The sequence below is a fragment of the Rothia sp. 32237D007AR genome (assembly GCF_053544675.1).
Window position 1 is genome coordinate 35,736 of record NZ_JBPPUO010000010.1, and the last position, 19,533, is coordinate 55,268.

At 57.1% G+C, this 19,533-nt stretch carries 11 protein-coding genes, 1 tRNA gene and 1 pseudogene; 9 read left to right on the forward strand and 4 right to left on the reverse strand.

Annotated elements, in window-relative coordinates:
• Positions 1-301 precede the first annotated feature (301 nt).
• The 6 genes from ACED87_RS07260 (at position 302) to ACED87_RS07285 (ending at position 9,678) form a co-directional block, all read left to right on the forward strand.
• Positions 302-377, forward strand: a tRNA-Arg gene (locus ACED87_RS07260).
• Positions 378-582: 205 nt separating this feature from the next.
• Complete coding sequence (locus tag ACED87_RS07265) at positions 583-903, forward strand: 2Fe-2S iron-sulfur cluster-binding protein (RefSeq protein WP_449082247.1); 321 nt, start codon at positions 583-585, stop codon at positions 901-903.
• Between the two features lie 5 nt (positions 904-908).
• The gene (locus ACED87_RS07270) at positions 909-1,697 is read left to right on the forward strand and encodes a DUF4232 domain-containing protein (protein WP_449082249.1); all 789 of its coding nucleotides are present in this window, start codon (positions 909-911) and stop codon (positions 1,695-1,697) included.
• Positions 1,698-1,802: 105 nt separating this feature from the next.
• Positions 1,803-7,475 (forward strand): Lhr family helicase, encoded by a 5,673-nt coding sequence (locus ACED87_RS07275; RefSeq protein WP_449089784.1) that lies wholly within the window; start codon positions 1,803-1,805, stop codon positions 7,473-7,475.
• A 144-nt stretch (positions 7,476-7,619) separates the two neighbouring features.
• The gene (locus tag ACED87_RS07280; RefSeq protein ID WP_449082253.1) at positions 7,620-8,507 is read left to right on the forward strand and encodes a DNA-formamidopyrimidine glycosylase family protein; all 888 of its coding nucleotides are present in this window, start codon (positions 7,620-7,622) and stop codon (positions 8,505-8,507) included.
• A gap of 61 nt (positions 8,508-8,568) precedes the next feature.
• Positions 8,569-9,678 carry a pseudouridine synthase gene (locus ACED87_RS07285; RefSeq protein WP_449082255.1) on the forward strand — a complete coding sequence of 370 codons (1,110 nt, stop codon included), beginning with the start codon at positions 8,569-8,571 and terminating at the stop codon, positions 9,676-9,678.
• 14 nt (positions 9,679-9,692) lie between these two features.
• Here the strand turns inward: ACED87_RS07285 and ACED87_RS07290 are convergent, their stop codons facing one another.
• Complete coding sequence (locus ACED87_RS07290; RefSeq protein WP_449082257.1) at positions 9,693-11,003, reverse strand: MFS transporter; 1,311 nt, start codon at positions 11,001-11,003, stop codon at positions 9,693-9,695.
• A 117-nt stretch (positions 11,004-11,120) separates the two neighbouring features.
• Between ACED87_RS07290 and ACED87_RS07295 the strand changes: the two genes are divergently transcribed.
• On the forward strand, positions 11,121-12,383 hold the full coding sequence (locus tag ACED87_RS07295) for a glycoside hydrolase family 76 protein (protein ID WP_449082259.1): 1,263 nt from the start codon (positions 11,121-11,123) through the stop codon (positions 12,381-12,383).
• 20 nt (positions 12,384-12,403) lie between these two features.
• Here ACED87_RS07295 and ACED87_RS07300 read toward each other — a convergent pair whose 3' ends face one another.
• Complete coding sequence (locus ACED87_RS07300; RefSeq protein ID WP_449089785.1) at positions 12,404-14,227, reverse strand: ATP-binding protein; 1,824 nt, start codon at positions 14,225-14,227, stop codon at positions 12,404-12,406.
• 216 nt (positions 14,228-14,443) lie between these two features.
• Between ACED87_RS07300 and tgt the strand changes: the two are divergent.
• A pseudogene (tgt, locus tag ACED87_RS07305) lies at positions 14,444-15,811 on the forward strand (tRNA guanosine(34) transglycosylase Tgt); the annotation flags it as partial.
• Positions 15,812-16,063: 252 nt separating this feature from the next.
• Positions 16,064-16,564, forward strand: coding sequence for an SRPBCC family protein (locus ACED87_RS07310; RefSeq protein ID WP_449082263.1), 501 nt, complete (start codon positions 16,064-16,066; stop codon positions 16,562-16,564).
• A gap of 82 nt (positions 16,565-16,646) precedes the next feature.
• Here ACED87_RS07310 and ACED87_RS07315 read toward each other — a convergent pair whose 3' ends face one another.
• Both ACED87_RS07315 and ACED87_RS07320 read right to left on the reverse strand, forming a co-directional pair.
• On the reverse strand, positions 16,647-17,297 hold the full coding sequence (locus ACED87_RS07315) for an ABC transporter ATP-binding protein (protein ID WP_449082265.1): 651 nt from the start codon (positions 17,295-17,297) through the stop codon (positions 16,647-16,649).
• Positions 17,298-17,306: 9 nt separating this feature from the next.
• Positions 17,307-19,508, reverse strand: a complete 2,202-nt coding sequence (locus tag ACED87_RS07320) for a hypothetical protein (protein WP_449082267.1) — start codon at positions 19,506-19,508, stop codon at positions 17,307-17,309.
• Positions 19,509-19,533 lie beyond the last annotated feature (25 nt).

The following is a 19,533-nucleotide window of genomic DNA, read 5'->3' on the forward strand; positions in this document are numbered from 1 at the left end:
TGCACTGTCACATCATTGTGTACCACCAGAGTACAGACCTTATTCCGGTTTGTCCTCATAGAGGAATATTTATTACGTCACAGCTGAGTTAGCTTAGAGCCACAGAACCTCCCCTACGGTCTGAAATAAAAAGTTTTGCCCTTCTTTTACCCCTAGTTTTCCGCGAGTTTTCGCGGTTTTTAGACCCGTAAAGAGCCACATGAGAGCAGGGTCACGCATTTTCGATTTGCACACCTGCCAAAACCTGCGTAATGTATTACCTGTTGCCGCGACGGGCTGACAGAGCCGGTCAAAGCATAATGCGCCTGTAGCTCAACGGATAGAGCATCTGACTACGGATCAGAAGGTTGGGGGTTCGAATCCCTTCGGGCGCACCAAACAAAACCGGCCTCCTTTGGGAGGTCGGTTTTTTGTTTGCCTAAGCTCCAGCACAGCGCACCTGCCCCCTCGTGAAACCATGCCAAGAGCATCAGCCAACCGTAGTTTTCACCACAAAAAGCAGGGATAGGCGCACCTGCCCCCATAAAATAGGGACAAGACCAAGAACGGCAGCCTAAAGGCTGCCCCAGCACAGGAGAACACATGAGCGTAAACATCAAGGTCACCGACGAAAACGGCACCACCAAGGACGTCACCTGGGAATCCCACCAGACCCTACTTGAGGCCGTCATTGCCGCGGGCTTCCCCGTGCTGGCAACCTGCGGTGGCAACGCCTCCTGCGCCACCTGCCACGCTTTCATCGACCCCGACCACATCGAAGCCACCCTGCCCCGCGAAGAAGCAGAAGAAGACCTACTCGACATGATCGACGACGTCGCTAACGAATGCTCCCGCCTGAGCTGCCAGACCGAATACAGCGAAGGAATGGACGGAGCAAGCATCACTCTACAGCCAGGAATGTAGGCTGCATGAAAGCACGTACCCCCTTCCTCCCCCTCCTCACCCTAGGCTTACTCACCGCACTCACAGCCTGCGGAAGTACAGCAAGCAACACCACCGCCCCAGAAAGCACCGTCAGCGCACCAGCTATAACAGCCTCCCCTGCGCCCTCAACATCCCCTGCACCCACCAGCACAAGCTCGGCCTCCAGCAAGACCCCCCTACCGGTTGCACCCACGCGGCAACCCACCGTGCAAGAAGTCGCTCCAGAACCCAGCGTCTCTGCCGCCCCTGAACCGGTACCCACCGGTACCGTCATCACGGTAGAACCTACGGCAAGCGCCCAGGCTCCCACCGTCACCGGTAGCCACTTTGCCAGCTCCGCTGCTGGCGTTGCCGTCTGCGACTACGACCAGCTTTACATTCAAGCTGCTGCCGCTGAAGGGGCAGGAGCTGCTGGATCGCGCTACATCACCCTGACCTTTACGAACACCGGTGATGCTAACTGCACCATGAGCGGCTACCCCGCTGTGCACTATGTTGACGCCGCTGGCCACCAGGTAGGGGCAGCAGCCGCCAACGCCACCGAATGGTCAGCCTCCGGAGGGGTGATTGCCCCCGGCGAATCACTCACCGCTACCCTGCGTGAAACCCGCGCCCAGCTCTACGGGGAAACCTGCCAGAGCGTCTCAGCAGCCGGCTACTCCATACAGGCCCCCGGCGCCTCCCAGGCTCTCGTCTTGAACTTCGCCGCAGAAGCCTGCTCCAACCCCTCAGTAGGCCAGCTCTCGGTAGGCGCTGTGGGCGCCACCCCCTAGCGTAAGTGGCGGGCTTCCGCCCTGTATCAGGCCGGGTGTACCAGGTAATCTCCCAAGGGTTGCCCGGTGCGCCCGGCCTGCTCGTTTTAAAGAGATAATGGGGCTATGGTAAAACCCGATACCTCCCGTGCCCTGAGCTTCTTCTCAGCCCCCACCCGCCGCTGGTTTGAGGGGGCTTTTTCTGCGCCCACCGCAGCTCAGGCAGGGGCCTGGGAGGCCATCTCGGCAGGCCATCACGCCCTGATTGTGGCACCTACCGGGTCGGGTAAAACCCTCTCAGCTTTTCTTTGGGCTCTTGACCGCCTACATTTTGAAAACCACGAGACAGAAGGGCTCGGCGCAGGAGCAGACGAGGATACCCAGGGGAACCAAGGGCAGCAGGCAGGAAATAGCGGCACCCGGGTGCTCTATATTTCTCCCCTCAAAGCCCTAGGTGTGGACGTTGAACGCAACCTGCGTGCGCCCCTGATCGGTATCGCTCAGACGGCCCGGCAGCTGGGAGTAGAACCCCCGCAGGTGCGAGTGGGTGTGCGCAGCGGTGACACCCCAGCTAAGGAACGCCGCCAACTCATTTCTAACCCGCCAGATATTCTCATCACCACCCCCGAATCTCTCTTTCTGATGCTAACCTCAAAGGCCCGCTCCACCCTCACTAAGGTGCACACGGTCATTATTGATGAGGTGCACGCAGTTGCCGGTACTAAACGTGGCGCCCATCTGGCAGTGACGCTTGAGCGCCTAGACCAGATCCTTGAGACCCCAGCCCAGCGGGTGGGGCTCTCAGCAACCGTAGAGCCGGTCGAAACCGTAGCCCGCTTTTTGGGCGGTAGTGTGCCAGTGCAGATTGTGCGGCCACCATCGGCTAAGGAATGGGAACTAACCCTCTCAGTGCCGGTGCCCGATATGACGGCCCTGGGCGGCCCCAACGCCTACGGTGAGGGCGATAATAATTTTGGGGGCAAGACCCCACCAGCACCGGTGGGCAAGAGCAGCATCTCAAGTGCCTACCTCGATAAGCTCACCGAGCGCACCCGCACCCAGATTCGCTCCCTGGATGCCGCCGACTTCGAGTACCGTTCCTTCGATGATGGGGCGGTGCCCACCGATACCCTAGCGGACGCCGGCACCCGGCCGGAGGCGTCCGTGCAACTAGCAGAATCCCTCCCGCAGGGGGTGACCCTGGCAGATGCCCTGGGTATCCGGCCGGTAGCTGGCCCTGCGCGGGGCAACAAAGACCAGCCCCTGTGGGATGCTGTGGGTATCTTCCCTGGTGAAGAGACGGCAGCTAGCCCCCCGGAGCCTGTCCAGAACAGGCTGACCATTGAAGAAATACAGGTAACTGCGCCTGCCCCAGAAAATCAGGCCCCAGAGCAGGCTAAGGAGAAGACAGCAAGTCTCAACGGCTACCAGGCCTCCATCTGGCCGCATGTGGAAGAGCGCATTGTTGATCTGGTGGAGGCCAACCGATCGACCATTGTCTTTGCCAACTCGCGCGGATTAGCTGAGAAACTCACTGCCCGGCTCAACGAAATTTACCTGGGCCGTCTTGAGGCCCGCGGGCAGCTAGGGGAAGTAACCGCAAGCACCGCCACAGGGGCGCGCAGCTACACCAGCACCGGCGGCACCCAGCCCCAAGCTCTCGCTGATGTGCTCGCTCAAGCCCTGGCCAAGGACGCCCCCGCCCGGCTAGAAGCCGATGATAGCCGCCTGCCTTCACAACAGCCACCTGCACAGCCGATAGACGGTACAGTGTCGCCAGGGGCGCCACCGGTACTGGCACGCGCCCACCACGGGTCAGTCTCCAAAGATCAGCGCACCCTCATTGAAGAAGCCCTCAAATCGGGCCAGCTGCGGTGCGTAGTGGCCACCAGCTCCCTAGAACTAGGTATCGACATGGGCCATGTTGACCTGGTCATTCAGGTCGAGGCCCCCCACTCGGTTGCCTCTGGTCTACAGCGAGTAGGCCGAGCCGGGCACCAGGTAGGGGAAGTCTCCCGCGGCTACCTCTACCCCAAGCACCGGGGCGATTTGCTCAACGCTACAGTGACCGTCCAGCGTATGCTAGCCGGGAAGATTGAGCCCCTGGCTATCCCCGCTAACCCCCTAGATATTTTGGCCCAGCAAACTGTAGCAGCCTGCGCCCTGGGGCCAATTAGTGTAGAAGCCTGGTTTGAGGCTCTGAGGGCAACAGCCCCTTTTGCTACCCTGCCCCGGGCAGCTTTCGAAGCGACCCTCGACCTACTGGCCGGCAAGTACCCCTCCGATGAGTTCGCTGAGCTGCGCCCCCGCATTGTCTGGGACCGGGACGCCGGAACCATTGAAGGACGCCCTGGTGCCCAGCGTCTAGCGGTGACCTCCGGCGGCACGATTCCTGACCGGGGACTCTTCCCCGTCTTTATCGCAGGAGCTGAAGATTCCAAGGCCCCTAAGCGGGTCGGTGAGCTAGATGAAGAGATGGTCTATGAATCCCGGGCCGGGGACGTCATCGCCCTGGGGGCCTCATCCTGGCGCATTGAAGATATCTCCCACGACCGGGTCACAGTCACCCCCGCCCCCGGAATACCCGGGCGGCTGCCCTTCTGGCATGGGGACTCACCAGGCCGCCCAGTAGATCTGGGGCGGGCCCTGGGTGCCTTTACCCGAGAGCTAGCCCTGGAGAACAGTAAGGACGCCGGTGCAGCCCATACCCGTCTACGCGCAATTGGGTTAGATGAGTGGGCTGCCGATAACCTCTTAGCCTATGTGGGTGAGCAGGTGGCCGCTACCGGCCAGGTGCCCAGTGAGAAGCACCTGCTGGTGGAGCGTTTCCGTGACGAACTGGGCGACTGGCGGCTGATTCTGCACTCCCCCCTGGGTATGCCTGTGCACTCCCCCTGGGCCCTGGCCGTCGGCGCTCGGGCAGAAGAACGCTACGGGGTCAATGCCTCTGCCATGGCCGCCGATGACGGCATTGTGCTGCGTATTCCCGCCATGGAAGCTGAACCACCCGGGGCGGACCTCTTCATCTTTGACCCGACCGAACTTGAGGACATCGTGACCGAACGGGTCGGTAATTCTGCCCTCTTTGCCTCCCGCTTCCGGGAGAACGCCGCCCGAGCCCTGCTCCTGCCCCGCAAAGACCCTGGCCGCCGCACTCCCCTGTGGCAGCAGCGTCAGCGCTCAGCCCAGCTTCTCGATGTGGCCCGCAAGTACCCCACCTTCCCCCTGCTGCTAGAAACTGCCCGCGAATGTTTGCAGGACGTCTACGACCTGCCAGCTCTCACAGCCTTACATAAAGACCTTGACACCAAAAAGGTGCGCATCAGCGAGGTAGAAACCGAAAACCCCTCCCCCTTTGCCCGCACCCTACTCTTTGGCTATGTAGCCCAATTCCTCTACGACGGGGACTCCCCCCTCGCTGAGCGCCGCGCCGCAGCCCTGGCCCTAGACCCGGCCCTCCTGGCTGAACTTCTGGGGAAGGACGAGCTACGCGAACTGCTAGATGTAGATGTCATTCGCACCGCTGAGGCCCGCCTACAGCGCACCGCAGAGGGCTACCGCCTACGCGGAACCGAAGGGGCAGCAGACCTACTGCGCCTGCTGGGCCCCCTCACCGCTGCCGAGGCCGCCCAGCGTCTGCGGGTAGTTCTAAATCAGGGCACAGAGACAAACACCAACGCCCCCGGCCCCGACGCAGCAGCAGAAAAGCCGGGCGAGCGCGTCCTGACAGAAACCGAAGCCGCCGAACACCTCGAAGCCCTGGTTCAGGCTGGGCGTGCCCTGCGCTTCCGCCTGCACGGGCGGGAACTCTACGCCGCCATTGAGGACGCCGCCCGCCTGCGCGATGCTCTAGGCGTGCCCCTGCCCATGGGGGTTCCCCTGGCCTTCCTTGAACCGGTTGAGGCTCCCCTGGTTGACCTGGTGGCCCGCTATGCTCGCACCCACGCCCCCTTCACTGCAGCCCAAGCCGCTGAGACCCTCGGGCTGGGAGTTTCGGTGGTTGATACGGCCCTGCGCACTCTAGCAACCGACCGGCGCGTTATCTCCGGCGAATTCCTGCCCGAAGAGCTACGGGCCGAGCTAGCTGCCGCCCGCACCGGGTCCACTGACCCCGCCTACCTGGCTGGGACTGAATGGGTGGACGCCTCGGTCCTGCGTACCCTGCGCTCCCGCTCCTTGGCGGCCCTCCGCGCGGACGTTGAGCCGGTCGCCCCGCACACTTATGCCCGCTTCTTACCGCCCTGGCAGCATGTAGGCTCCTGGCAGGTAACCGAAACCACCGCCGCACCCGGCACTTTTGGGGCACCAGCCCAGCCGGTGACCGTCCGCCGGGATGAGAGCACTATGCTCACCGGCTACGATGGCCTGCTGACCGTTGTTGACCAGCTGGCCGGGGTGAGGGTGCCAGCTTCTGCCCTGGAACCTCTTATTCTCAAGGCCCGCATCAGCGACTACACCCCTGCCCTTCTTGATTCGGCCATGAGCGCCGGTGACATTATCTGGACGGGCGTCGGGCAGCTAGCCGGGGACGACGGCTGGGTGGCCCTGCATCTGGGTGAAACCGCCGCCCTTACCCTGCCTGATGAAGTGGAGCGGGCTGAGGCGCTGGCCGCTCTGGGCGCCCTAGAAAACACCCTCTATGACTTGCTCACCGGTGGTCTCTTTTTCGCCCAGATTCAAACCCAGCTCTCAGCTCTTGCCACCTCGCACGGCAATAGGCCACCGACTGCCCAGGAGATTTCCCTCGCCCTGTGGAACCTGGTGTGGGCAGGGCTTGTCACCGGTGATACTTTCGCCCCAGTTCGGGCCCTTATCTCAGGTGGGGCTTCTGCCCACAAGGTTGCCGCCCCCACCCCGCGGGCCCGGTCAGTGGGTATGCGCCGCGGAGCCTCCCGCCTTTCAGCCTCCCGCCTGGGTGTGGGTGTGGGCCGGGCCCCGGTAGTATCCGCCCAGGTGGCCCCTATCGATAGTGGCCGGTGGGCGCGTATTGACGCTGAACCACTCGATAGCACTGTGGCAGCAGCTGCCCGCGCCGAATTGCTCATGGACCGCTACGGGGTGCTCACCCGTGGGGCTGTAGCCGTAGAAGATACCCCTGGGGGTTTTGCCGGCATCTACCGGGTGCTCTCTGCTGCTGAGGAGAAGGGGCTGGCCCGCCGCGGCTACTTCATTGAGGGTCTAGGTGCTGCCCAGTTCTCCACTTCTGCCACCGTCGATAGGCTCCGCGCGGCAGAGAGCACCGCTGAGGGTGAAGGGCAGGACGCTGCCCCCGACTCGGCTACTTCTCTCAGCTCTCCTGTCTCCGGCAGTTACGCCCCGGTCCGATCTACCCACCACACCGTACTCCTGCTAGCAGCCACCGACCCAGCCAACCCCTACGGGGCCGCCCTGCCCTGGCCTGCCCCTGTCTCCTGGGATGAGCACCGCACCCCCATCAAACACAAGCCCGGGCGTAAGGCAGGGGCCGTCGTCATCCTGGTCGATGGGCAACTAACCCTCTACCTAGAACGCGGCGGTAAAACCCTGCTACCTTTCACTGACCAGCCGGAGCAGGTGGAGGCGTCCGCGCCCCTGATCGGCCAGCTAGTACGCGCCGGGGTAGCCGACAAAATCGTCATTGAAACCGCAGGCGGAGTAGATGTGCTCAGCTCTCCTGCCCCCCTGCCCCCTGAACCTGACAAGCCGCAGGCACCAGCAGACACTGGTGAGCACCCGGTGCTCACCCTGCGCCGGGCCCTACTGGCCGCAGGCTTCTACGCTACCCCGCGTGGCCTGCGCATGAGGAAGGATTACGCTTAAAACCCCAGGGTTTCTCCCAGAGAGGGCAAACACCTTTAACCCCGAGTTTGGTCTACACTGTGAGCAACGGGGGCACACCCAAGCGCCCCCCTACATTCTTTAGCAGACGGGTCATTTCTTGCTACCTAAGGAGGGGCGCTCACCATGCCTGAAGGCGATACCGTATGGCGGCAAGCCCGCTCTCTCCACCGCGCCCTAGCCGGTAGAACTGCCCACAGCACCGACCTACGCTACCCCCAGGTCGCCGACATTAACCTAGCAGGCCAGCCCATCCACGGGGCCCTAGCCCGGGGCAAACATATCCTGCTCAGAATCGGTGAGATGACCGTACACTCCCACCTGAAAATGGACGGCATCTGGCACCTCTACGGGCTGACCGAAACCGGCGCACCAGAGAAATGGCGGCGCCCTGCCGACCAGGTGCGAGCCCTCATCCAGGCCAACGCCCGACTCGACAACAAGGGCCAGGTAATCCCAGGCAGCCACCCGGTAGAAGCTGTGGGCTTTACCCTGGGGCTGCTAGAAGTCTTCCCCACCAGCCAAGAAACTGACCGGCTAGCCTACCTAGGCCCTGACCTGCTGGGCCCCGACTGGTCACTCGAACAGGCGGTAGCCAACCTAACCGCCCAACCGCAACGGCCCCTAGGTATAGCCCTGCTCGATCAAAAAAACCTAGCCGGTATCGGCACCATCTACCGGGCAGAAACCTGCTTCCTGGCCGGCATAGACCCGCGCACCCCCGTAGGGGCAGTACCCGATGTGGCCGCCGTGGTCTCTATCGCCCGCCTGCTACTGGATGCTAACCGCGGGCGTCCGCACCGGGTGACCCGCACCAGCGCCCAACCGCTCTGGTGCTACGGGCGCGCAGGCCAACCCTGCTACCGTTGCGGGCAGAGCATCATCAAAGAGGACCTTTCAGACACCGGCACCGGGGCCAACCGCTACGCAGCAGGCCACCTCTATGCCCGTGAGGAAGACACCGACCGTATCAGCTTCCGCTGCCCCGGCTGCCAGGAGCTACTGGGGCTCTAAGACACTAGGCTTCTGGGCTGCTAGGGCTCTGGGCTGCTAGGGCTCTGAGATAATAGAGCCCATGCGCCGAATCAACCGCCACCTCACCCCCAAACCCCTACCCCAACGTCAGGGAATTGACGCCGTCTCATTCGTGCTACCCGACGCAACCAACCCCCAAGACAACACCCTAGGGGCAAGCACAGTACTGGACTACCTGGTGGCCCGCTTCTACCCCCACGAACGAGCCCTTTTCACCTCCCGCTTCGACCGCAAAGAAGTCAAGGACGCCGACGGGCAGTCAGTTGCCCCCAATGCCCCCTTGGCGGGGCAAAAGATCTGGTACTACCGGGAACTGGGTGTAGAGAAACCCGTACCCTTTGACATGCCGGTGCTCTATGAGGATGAATGGGTCCTAGCCATTGACAAGCCCCACTTCCTACCCACCACCCCCAACGGATCCTTTGTAGCCCACACGGCCCTCACCCAGTTGCGGGTACGAGAGAACAACCCCGACCTGATCCCCATTCACCGCCTAGATAGGGCAACAGCCGGGGTGGTACTTTTCGCCAAGACACCTGAGGCCCGCGCCCCCTTTCAAACCATGTTCCAGCGCCGCGAACCCACCAAAACCTATGAGGCGGTTGCAGCCCCTATCCCCGGTCTGGGGGTGGGTGAGAGCCTGACGGTGCGCTCGCGTATTGATAACCGGCATGGGGCCCTCCAGGTAGCTCATACCGGTATTGAGCTTCTGCCCGGTGACACAGCCCACCTGCCGGTAGAAACTAAGGCTCAGAGGCGTGAGCGCCGCAGATCGGGGGCCCCCTTTGAGGGCTTGAACGCCCAGTCTCGTATTACCTGTCTGAAGGTTTTTGAGGTGGCTGAGGGTACCTTGCCTGCGGTGTCTGAGGCTAACCCGGCCCTGGATCTTCCGGCGGCGGGTACTGCCTTGGCCCACTATCTTTTGGAACCGCATACCGGTAAGACCCACCAGTTGCGGGTGCACCTGGCGGCGGCTGGGGCCCCCATCCTGGGGGATGTAGTCTACCCGTCCGTTTTGCCCATTGCTGAGGACGAGCCGGCCCTGCCCCTACAGCTTCTGGCCAGGTCGCTGACTTTCCCCCACCCTTTTACTGGTGAGGTGGTGACGGTCAGAAGCAGGCGCACCCTAGCGGTGGGGCCTGCATCATAGCGGCCTACAGGTTCCTAGTGACTTGTAGGTTCGGCCTCTACTATCTGCTCAGTGCTCCTAGCCGGGAGCAGCTGCAACCCACGAATAACCAGGTAGATAGCTACCAGTAGCCATAATGCCGCCAGGGCCCAGGCCACCTGATAAATGGTCACAAAGGGCAGGATTGCTGCGGTTGCTACCAGACCAATGGGCCCGGCCACCTGGCTAATAGCCATAAAGATTGAGAATGACCGGCCGCGAATCTGCTCGGGTACACCCTCGATCACCAGCAGGGTCTGCAGGGGGTTCATAATACCCCCGCCCAAGCCGGAAATCCCCATGCCCACGATGGCCAGCCAGGAAGTTTCGAGCAAGGCCATGCCAAAGAAGGCCAGGGTATAGAAGACCATACCCACCACCCAGGCCCGGCGGGGGAAAGGCACAATCTTACCCGCCACCATACTGGTCACCATCATGCCCACGGCAAAGGCAGACATGGATGCCCCGTACAGCCCCGGCTGGTCAATCCCCTGGAAGTGGGCGGGCAGAAGCACCATCAGATAGGGCATCACCAGGGCCATCGATAGCAAAGAATCCAGAGCCAGCAGACGAATCACCGGGTAGCCCAGGGCTTTCTTCCAGCCCGCCAGCCCCTTGAGGGGGTCTTCGGTAGGGGCTTCAGGGGAGGACGCTGGCACCTGCCCGTCCGCACCCGGTTGGGCGGGGGCGTCCTGCCCCTCAGTAAGGACGCCTGCCCCCGCCTTCTGCAGGCGCAAGCAGGCGGTCAGGGCAGCAGCAAGCAGGGAGCAACCGGCCGTAATCCACAGGACCTGCTCAATGGGCAGGGCCGTCATCAGCACACCGGCTACAGCCGGGCCCACCAGGAAGCTGACCCCGCTCAAAGCCTGGTTCCAGCCAGAAATCTGGGCAACCTTCTTACGCGAGGTCGCAGCCACATCACCCATCAGGGCAGCGCGGGCACTCATACCCGGGATATCACCCACCGCACCCAAAATACCGATGATGATGAACCAGCTCAGCGTCAGCCCAAAAACCATATCAACCGCAATCACGGCCATCACCGACAGGCCCGAAATGATATCCGAAATCACCGACACCGGCTTACGGCCCAGGCTATCGACCAGGTTGCCACCAAAATAGGCAAAAACCAGCGACGGCACCGCAATCGCAGCAGCCACGATACCCGCAGCAGCCGGGTTGCCGGTGCGCTCCAGCACCAGCCAAGGCCAGACGATACCGGCAATAGAGTTGCCCAACATAGACAGGGCAGCAGACGAGAGGTAAATCCAGACGGCAGAAACCTGCCCAGTAGAAGAGGTGCGCATTCACCATACTCTAGCACCTCACCACCCGCTCCCGCATCAGACACAACTAGGCACCCTAGACGGTAGACTAAAACCAACCATGCCCCGGCCCGCCGACGCGCCACAGAAAGAGACGCCATGCACCCCAAGCACCTGCAGCACGCACCCGACCAGCTCGCAGCACTAACCGCCGAGCACCGTCAGGCCCTGGGGCAACGGGCACACACCGCAGCCCACTCCGTCACCCGCCTCTTCGGCCACCGGGTCGCAGGGCTACCTGGCACCCTCTTGGGGCGCACTAGCCACCCCAGCACCAACCGCCGCACCCGGCTCAACAGCGAATGGCACTACTGGTGGCAGGCTCACCTGCTAGATAACCTCCTTGACGCTGGTTTCCGCCAGCTCAGGGCCCCCGGCGGGCAGCAGCAGGCGCAGGCCTCCTTACAAGAAGCCCGGTCAGTGCTACGCGGTATTCAGGTCCGCAACTTCGGTTCCTACCCCAACCACTACTACGACGACATGGCCTGGCTGACCCTGGCCTGCGAGCGCCTCAACCGGCTGGCACTGGCGGTAGAAGGTGATGGTGATTCTGCTGCTCAGGACGCCGCTACCCGGCTCTACCGGGAGCTGGCAGCCGCCTGCACCCCTGAGGTGGGTGGAGGTGCTTTCTGGTCCAAGGATCACGATTTTAAGAACACCCCGGCTACTGCCCCGATTGCTCTGGCTCTGGCGCGGGCTCACCGGTATGAGCAGGCAGCTGCCCTATTGAATTGGTTGCACGCCACTCTCTTTGATGCAGAGCGTAAGCTCTACCTCGATGGGGTTAGGGTTACTGGGCGGGGTGAGCAGGCTGAGATCACCTCGGTAGAGGGTGCCTTGTACACCTATAACCAGGGGCCGGTGCTGGGGGCTTATCTGGCGGTGCTTGATGCTGGGCGGGCTGAGCTGCTGGCGGTTGACCCGGTTGAGCATATCGCTGAGGTTCTTGCCGGCATTGACCGGGAGTTTGGCCGTGACTTTGAGATTTCTGAGGCAGAGACTCTGCGGGTTCTAGCAACCCAGGGTGCCGGGGACGGTGGGCTCTTTACCGGTATTCTGGTGCGTTACCTTGCGGAGGTTGCCACCCACCCCGCCTTGCCGCAGAGTGTGCGTGATCAGGCGCGAGATCTCGTCCTTGCCACCGCCGAGCTTTTCTGGGATGGTCGGCGTGAGTTCGACCCCGACCTGCCCTTGAATGAGCCGGGTATTGATCCCACTGAGATTCGTGGGGAGGCAGTGGCTCTCTTTTCACCCGATGTGACCCGGCATATTTCTCAGGTGCTCAAGCCTGCCCAGCCGGTGGATTTATCAACCCAGTTGCAGGCCTGGATGGCGCTAGAAGCGGCGGCACGGGTTTTCTAGAATAGACAAGATCTTAGGTTTTAGTCAGCTACGGTAATTCTTTCTCCCACAGTATATTTCCGATTCTTGCTTCGTACAGCCGCTGTAGGGGCTAAATTGCCAGCTTTGATAAGGTAGTTAATATCGTTATTGATAGTAGCTCTAGAAACACTAATATTTTGGGCAGAGAGACCTTCTACAATTTCTTGTGACGACAAGCCATCTTCACTGTTTAGAACTAAACCCAGGATAACGGTTCTACGAGCCACAATACTGCTGGATTTACCGGATTTTGGTTGCTCAATAACTGTTTTGTCTCTCTCTTGAGAGATATCAACAGGCGATGAAGAAGGCTCATACTCAGGCAGAAGCGAATAGGTAGACCAACGCCGATCACTGTGTTTTACGATTAGCCCCTTATCTACCAAATCAGATAGCTCTTTCGTCGCATCAGCAGGATGTATCCCCCATGCCTGTAAGTTCTGGTTACTGACAGACCGCCCCGAATGCATCAGAGCCAATACCTGAGTCTGATTTGCTGAAAGGTTATATACATCAAAGCGTTTTAGCCACTGTTTGATTTCATCTCCCATCAAAGCAGAGTGAGGGACGGTAACCTCAACTTCGTTCAAAGTCACGCGAAAAGCAGGCATCTGCATTCCAGCGTTCTTAAGGGAGTGGAAAATACTAGGTATTCCAGACCCTCGGTTTTCAGCGACCATATACCCAGCGTCTGGTAAGGGCGTTGTCGATAAAATCCGGGTTAGTACAGAATTTCTTGAGGATGAAACCCCATACTCTCCAAAGTCAGCAGGATTCACAGCGCCATAGATACCGCCCGCATTACGAATAACCAATCTGTCAGGGTAGAGTTCAACTTGAACCTGCGCACCCCTGGCCTGCTCAGAATAGTCTCGATGCATCAGAGCATTTGCTAAAAGCTCTCTAATTACCTCAATCGGATATTCATATCTGTTTTCTCGTCCAATTCCATCAGAACTGATAACAGATCTACTCCTCATATTGCGAATTAGTACACGGATTGCATCACTTACCATATAGGGAATGGCGCCTGAGCACTGTTGGTTATCTAGAAAGCGCGAACCGTCCTGAGCTGTTTCACCAATATTGGGAGTAGGAAGTACAACTACAGTTAGATCCAGCTGCGGAAAGAAGCTTTGTGGATATGAACCTAGAGCTAAAAGACCAGCAAGAGTAGGAACGACTCTCTTGGATTCTCCGCAACGAACGAGAACGTTTGACCTCAACAAGGCTTCTTCATCGGTCAGCCCCTCAAAGGCTCTCATCTCACGCTCACGAATTACCCTAAGATAGCCTTTCACTAAATCCGGATCAAGGTCTTCGATGCTAGCCCCAAGTACTGGCTCACGGTCATGTAAAGGTTGACGCCGGTTCTCAAGCAATCTGTCTATTTCGTATGAGGTAAGCTTTCGGTCGCCCTCACCTGGACGGGTATACGAGCCCGCATACCTGCCTTTTGTTGTAATGTAATAAGGCTTCTCAGCTAAATTACCTTCCTCAACATCAATACGAACGATTCTCTCTCCGTCTTGCAGGGTCTCAACGGTAATTTCCGCGCTAACAGGAGGGGTTATACCACTTCTGACCATGTCTTCCACCTGACTCATGACTCTCTCAGGTGAAAAATTAGGGGCAGGAAGAACCCCTTTCTCTGGGTCAGTAAGACCTAGAAGAACGGTCCCTCCGGAATCATTTGCAAAGGCAGAGAGCGTCTCAAGAATAGACTTAGGGGCCCCACCTACAGCCTCTTTGACCTCAATTTTTGGACCTTCATACCTTCGAGCACGTAGGCCTTGGATTATTGCCGCAGTGTTGACCGACATAACATCATCCTAAAATTATCTTCCTCAAACATTTTTTAATATGATATGAAAATTTTTAGGATGATGTAACCAGAAGCGAAGCAGGGGCAATCAAGGCCTGCCTTACCTGTTGCACCTCTGCACCATTAAGATACCCACAATCCCTGACGCTAAGCTCGCACCCCACACCACCGAATGTCTCCAAAAGCTTCATAGGTATGTTCTTCCTGCATACCTATGAAGCTTTCGCTTACCCTCAAGAAGCGGGACCACAGCCTCCTTCCGCACTCACCCGGTAGACTTGTGCCCGTGCTCAATACCGAATTTTCTGACCCCACTTTTTCTTTTGAACTAGGCAACCGTCTGGCTGATACAGCCCAGCCCACCGGCCAACAGATTGACGCTAACGGTGGAGCTTTTCTGGGCCGCACCGGTCTCATTCACACCCCGCACGGCGATATTGCCACCCCTGCCTTCACCCCGGTCGGCACTAAGGCAACAGTCAAGGCTGTGCTGCCTGAGGCCATGAAAGATTTAGGTGCCCAAGCCCTCTTGGCTAACGCCTATCATCTTTACCTGCAGCCGGGCACGGACGTCCTTGATGCTGCAGGGGGCCTGGGTAAGTTCATGAACTGGGATGGGCCTACCTTCACCGACTCTGGGGGTTTTCAGGTCATGAGCCTGGGCTCTGGTTTCAAAAAGGTGATTGATATGGGTACCGTGGCCGGTGCTACCGGCGCGGACGGCCGCCCCATCGGTGATGATGATGTGGCGGCGGGTAAAGAGCGCATGGCCCATGTGGATGATGATGGGGTGAACTTTAAGTCCCATATTAACGGCGATATTCACCGCTTCACCCCTGAGGTGTCCATGCAGGTTCAGCACCAGATTGGTGCTGACATTATGTTTGCTTTTGATGAGCTGACCACTCTCTATAATTCCCGCCCTTACCAGGAAGAGGCCCTGGAACGTACCCGCCTGTGGGCCCTGCGCTGTATTGCTGAGCATCAGCGCCTGACCGCGGAGCGAGTGGGGAAACCCTACCAGGCTCTCTTTGGTGTGATTCAAGGTGCCCAGTACGAAGATTTACGCCGTAAGGCCTGCCGTGATCTGGGTGCCATGCCTTTTGACGGCTTTGGCCTGGGCGGGGCGCTAGAGAAAGAAAACCTGGGCACCATTGTGCGCTGGTGCAACGAGGAGCTACCTGAGAACAAGCCCCGCCACCTGCTGGGCATTTCGGAACCTGACGATATCTTCACCGGCATTGAAAACGGTGTGGATACGTTCGACTGTGTCTCTCCCACCCGTGTGGCCCGTAACGCGGCTGTCTATACCCTTGGCGGGCGGGTCAACCTGACGAATGCCCGCTACCGCACTGATTTCTCCCCCATTTTTGAGGGCTGTGACTGCTACACCTGCACTCATTACACCCGCGCCTACCTGCACCACCTCTTTAAGGCCGACGAGCGTCTCTCCGCTACTTTGGCCTCGATTCATAATGAGCGGTTTATTGTGAAGATGGTCGATGATGCCCGCGCAGCCATTGATTCGGGGGAATATTTTGACTACCGCGATGAGTTCTTAGGTAAGTATTACGCTAAGAAGGCCGCCCAGGTTAAGGCCCAGGAGGAGGCAGTTGCCCGTAAGGCCGCTAAGGAGGCTGAGCGGGCTGCCGCTGCCCAGGCCCGCTGGGAGGCTAACATGAAGGCCAAGGCTGAGGCTGAGGCCCGCCGGGCAGCTGAGAGGGCAGCCCAGGAGCAGGATGCTGGGGCGGACGCGTCCGCGCAGGCTAAGAACGACCCACATGAAACCGACCAGGCCGATACGACCAAGAGCACCAGCAAGGAAAAGTAGAGTATGAACGACTTTAAGATTGAAGACCTCACACCTGAGGAGACCATCACCTACCGCCACGAGTTCGCTGCTACCCCGCAGCAGGTCTTTGAGGCTTTTACTAACCCGGCACTTTTTATTAAGTGGTTTGGGCCTGCTGATTGGAAGATCATTCCCAACACCCTGACCCTGGAGCCGGTGATTGGTGGCCGCAAGCAGTTCGTCATGCGTCATAAGGATCAGGCTAAGTTCCAGGCCCCCATGTACATGCGGTTTGTGACCTTAGCTGAGCCCCACACTATCGAGTACCGGGAGGCTTTGCCTACCCCGTCCGGCCAGCCCTCAGATACTCTGATTGGTTTGCGCCTTGAGCTGGAGGCAGGTACCGCCGTAACCGAGGACGGCGTCGGCGAGGGTACAATTCTCAAGCTCACCCAGGGGCCCCTACCTGCCGGTGTGCACGAGCAGACCCTGGCCTCCTGGCAGGGCTCCTTCGGTAAGCTGGCCAAGTTGCTTTCAGCCTAGATACCTTCTCACGCTTACATTTAAAAGTGCACGTGCCCTCCGCTGATAGCAGGGCACGTGCACTTTTACTAGGGGCCTCAGGTTATGAGGCCTTAAGCTCAAAAACTCGATCGCACATGTGCGCTACCTCGGGGTCATGGGTAACGATTACAAGAGTTTTACCATATGCACGATGGAGGTGAAGCATCTCATTCATAGCTACCATAGCAAGTTCCTTATCTAGAGAGCCGGTTGGTTCATCAGCCAGTATCAATTTTCCAGGCTTTAGAAGGCACCTAGCCATAGCTACTCGCTGTTGTTCTCCACCTGATAAAGTAGCTACCTTTTGATGAACAAGATGTTCTATAGAAAGCTGTTGAAGCACTTCCATGATTCGATTATTTTTCCAAATTTTCGATTGGTTTACATAATTCATACCCATCAAAATATTTTGCATTACAGTCTGAGAAGGAATAAGAGCAAAGCTCTGAAAAAGATAGTTGATAGTGTTGCGGCGGAGTAGCATTGCTTTGCGAGAATGGACTCCAGGTGCTGCTTCGCCTCCCAGATGCAAGGTACCTGAATCTGCTGACTCGAGTAGGCCGATAATGTTAAGCAACGTTGATTTTCCTGACCCAGACTTACCGATGATTGCTAAAGAGCCACCTTCTGGAACCTGCAATGAAATTTTATTAAGTACTGTCCTTCCAGCAAAACTTTTTGAAATATTCGAAAATTCAAGAAAATTTTTCATATTATCTACCTACGATTCCTTGATAAGACTCACCATATGTGAGTAAGCAAATTTCCTAGAAAGCATGTACAGTAGCGCGGGCTGCCCAGCTAGCATCAAAAGAGAAACGAGCGATCCTACTCGCGATCCGATAACAATCATAGCCACCAGACCAAGCATATTTATCAAAATAACGAGTAAGAAAGTCAATCTGAAAGAAGACCAAAGGGAGTGGCCTAACAACCTGGAAACGGCTATATAATTTCGAAAAATAAGTGAATAAAGCATAGCAAATGCTATTAGTGCAAAAATGACGATAAGCCCAAGGAGCAACGTTATTGTACCGAAAAATTGGAGGTACTGGTATATGCTCTTCTGCAGACCAGCCACAAAGCTTTTAGACGAAATGAAGATAGGCTGGTTATCATCTAGGTCGAAACGCTCCAAATAAGACTGAGAAGTATATTTCTGAACTGCTTCGTCTGAAAGTTTTATATAACTATCTGCTAGTCCAGAGGCAACTAAGCTCTCTGTCTCAAAGTAGGTCATGTTAGCAGCTGTTGCAACGTAAATAACTACATCAGAGCTAAGGAACTCTTTTTCTGGGTCAGTACTCCAAGTAAAAATCTCACTATCGAGAGAATAGTCTTCAACATAGGTCCTCGGATTCTGTGTAAAAGCTGTGGTTATATTTTGCTCTGCATTCCCCTTCCGCTGGGCTTCTTGTTCCAGCCAGTTAGTCAATGAGGACTTATCCTGAGAGCTAAAATGTTTGGGTAGCAAGAATACTTGTTCCCCGGTTTCAGCCCGCTGAAGAGTAGCTGGTGGAATTTCTATACCAATTTTGTACAGGTAGCTAGGAGAAGCTGCCATATACCAGAACTCCCGATTCGGGGTTTCTTCACCGAGGGCCTTCCATTGTTGTAGGAGTTCCTGGTCTATGTAATAGGTATTGACCAGCGACACACCGTTTTCTTTCTCAATTGAGGTATACCACTCGTAGAAATCTTCAGCTAAATCTGTGGATTGGCCAGTGAAACTCACGCTATCTGAACCGGTAGCTTGAGAGTAAAGAATATATTGGTCGGCAACGCTGTCCCATTCTTTTTGCACTGTAGCTATTTTATTTACTTCTTTGAGCGGAGCATCAAGAAATGATGCGGTAGCGTAAAGCCCTACTGTGGTTGTCATAAACCCTAAGGCTAAGAGAACTGCAAAGACCTTTTGTGGCTTATAACCGCGAACCGCATGAATAGGCTTTACGCCTAATACAGGCAGCGATGACAGAAAAAAACTAGTAATAGTAATACCAATAGTAAGCATGAGAGGGTAAATCATGCCGGGAAGCATCGCAAGATTTACTCCGAAATCTTTTACGGTAAACCAGTTGCCGAGAGCCGTTAGCAGTGAGGCTGGTATAAAAGTGTAGACTATAGGCTTGGCGAGGTTAATTAAGTAGTTAGTTTTTGACCAGCCTAAAATGAGATAGGCTCCAAGCTCTTTTGTACCCTGAGTAATATAGACAAAGAGAACTAAAGTAAATAGGGCGGATACTGAAAGTAGCGAGATGAGAATAAATATAGGCAATAAGCTAGTACTCTGATTGCTCCCGGAGAGGGGATTTAAAAGTTTATCTTGGCTGATGCCACTTATCGCTGAGAGTTCTTGAAGGAAAACATGAAAATCATCTTCACTAAAACCGTACAGGAAGTATTGCCCATTAATTGTATCCGTTTCCTCCACCATGTCTGAAAGTTTTCCTACGCTCAGATTTGGCCCGAAGATAACCTCAGGTAGTTCCTGCAGGGTATTTTCTTCTACTGTGTAGAGTCCAAGAGTTTTCCCTTGATTAGATACTAGGAGAGACGCCATATTTTCAGTATTCAGAATACTTACACCCAAATAGTTTAGCTCTGGCAACTTACTAAGATTGTTGGGGTCGGCGAGTAGGCCGAGATGGGTTCCGTCAGCTGACCCATCGGCAGCGGATAGTTTTTTATCTGCTCTTATGAGAGCTGCCTGCTCTTGAAGAATTTTTTCGTTTAAATACCTCTCAACCTGAGCAACTTGGTCGGAGCTTAAATCTGAGATTGTAAAGCTCCTCCCCTGATCCAGATAGTTGGTGATTGCTTTCTCATAACCGTCTGCTCGTATGACGGAGAAAAGAGCTACATTCACAATAGCTAGCAACAGCAGTAAGGCGCTGACACAATATTTAAGAGCATGGGGCATGGTACTACTTGTTTCCTTTTGTTTT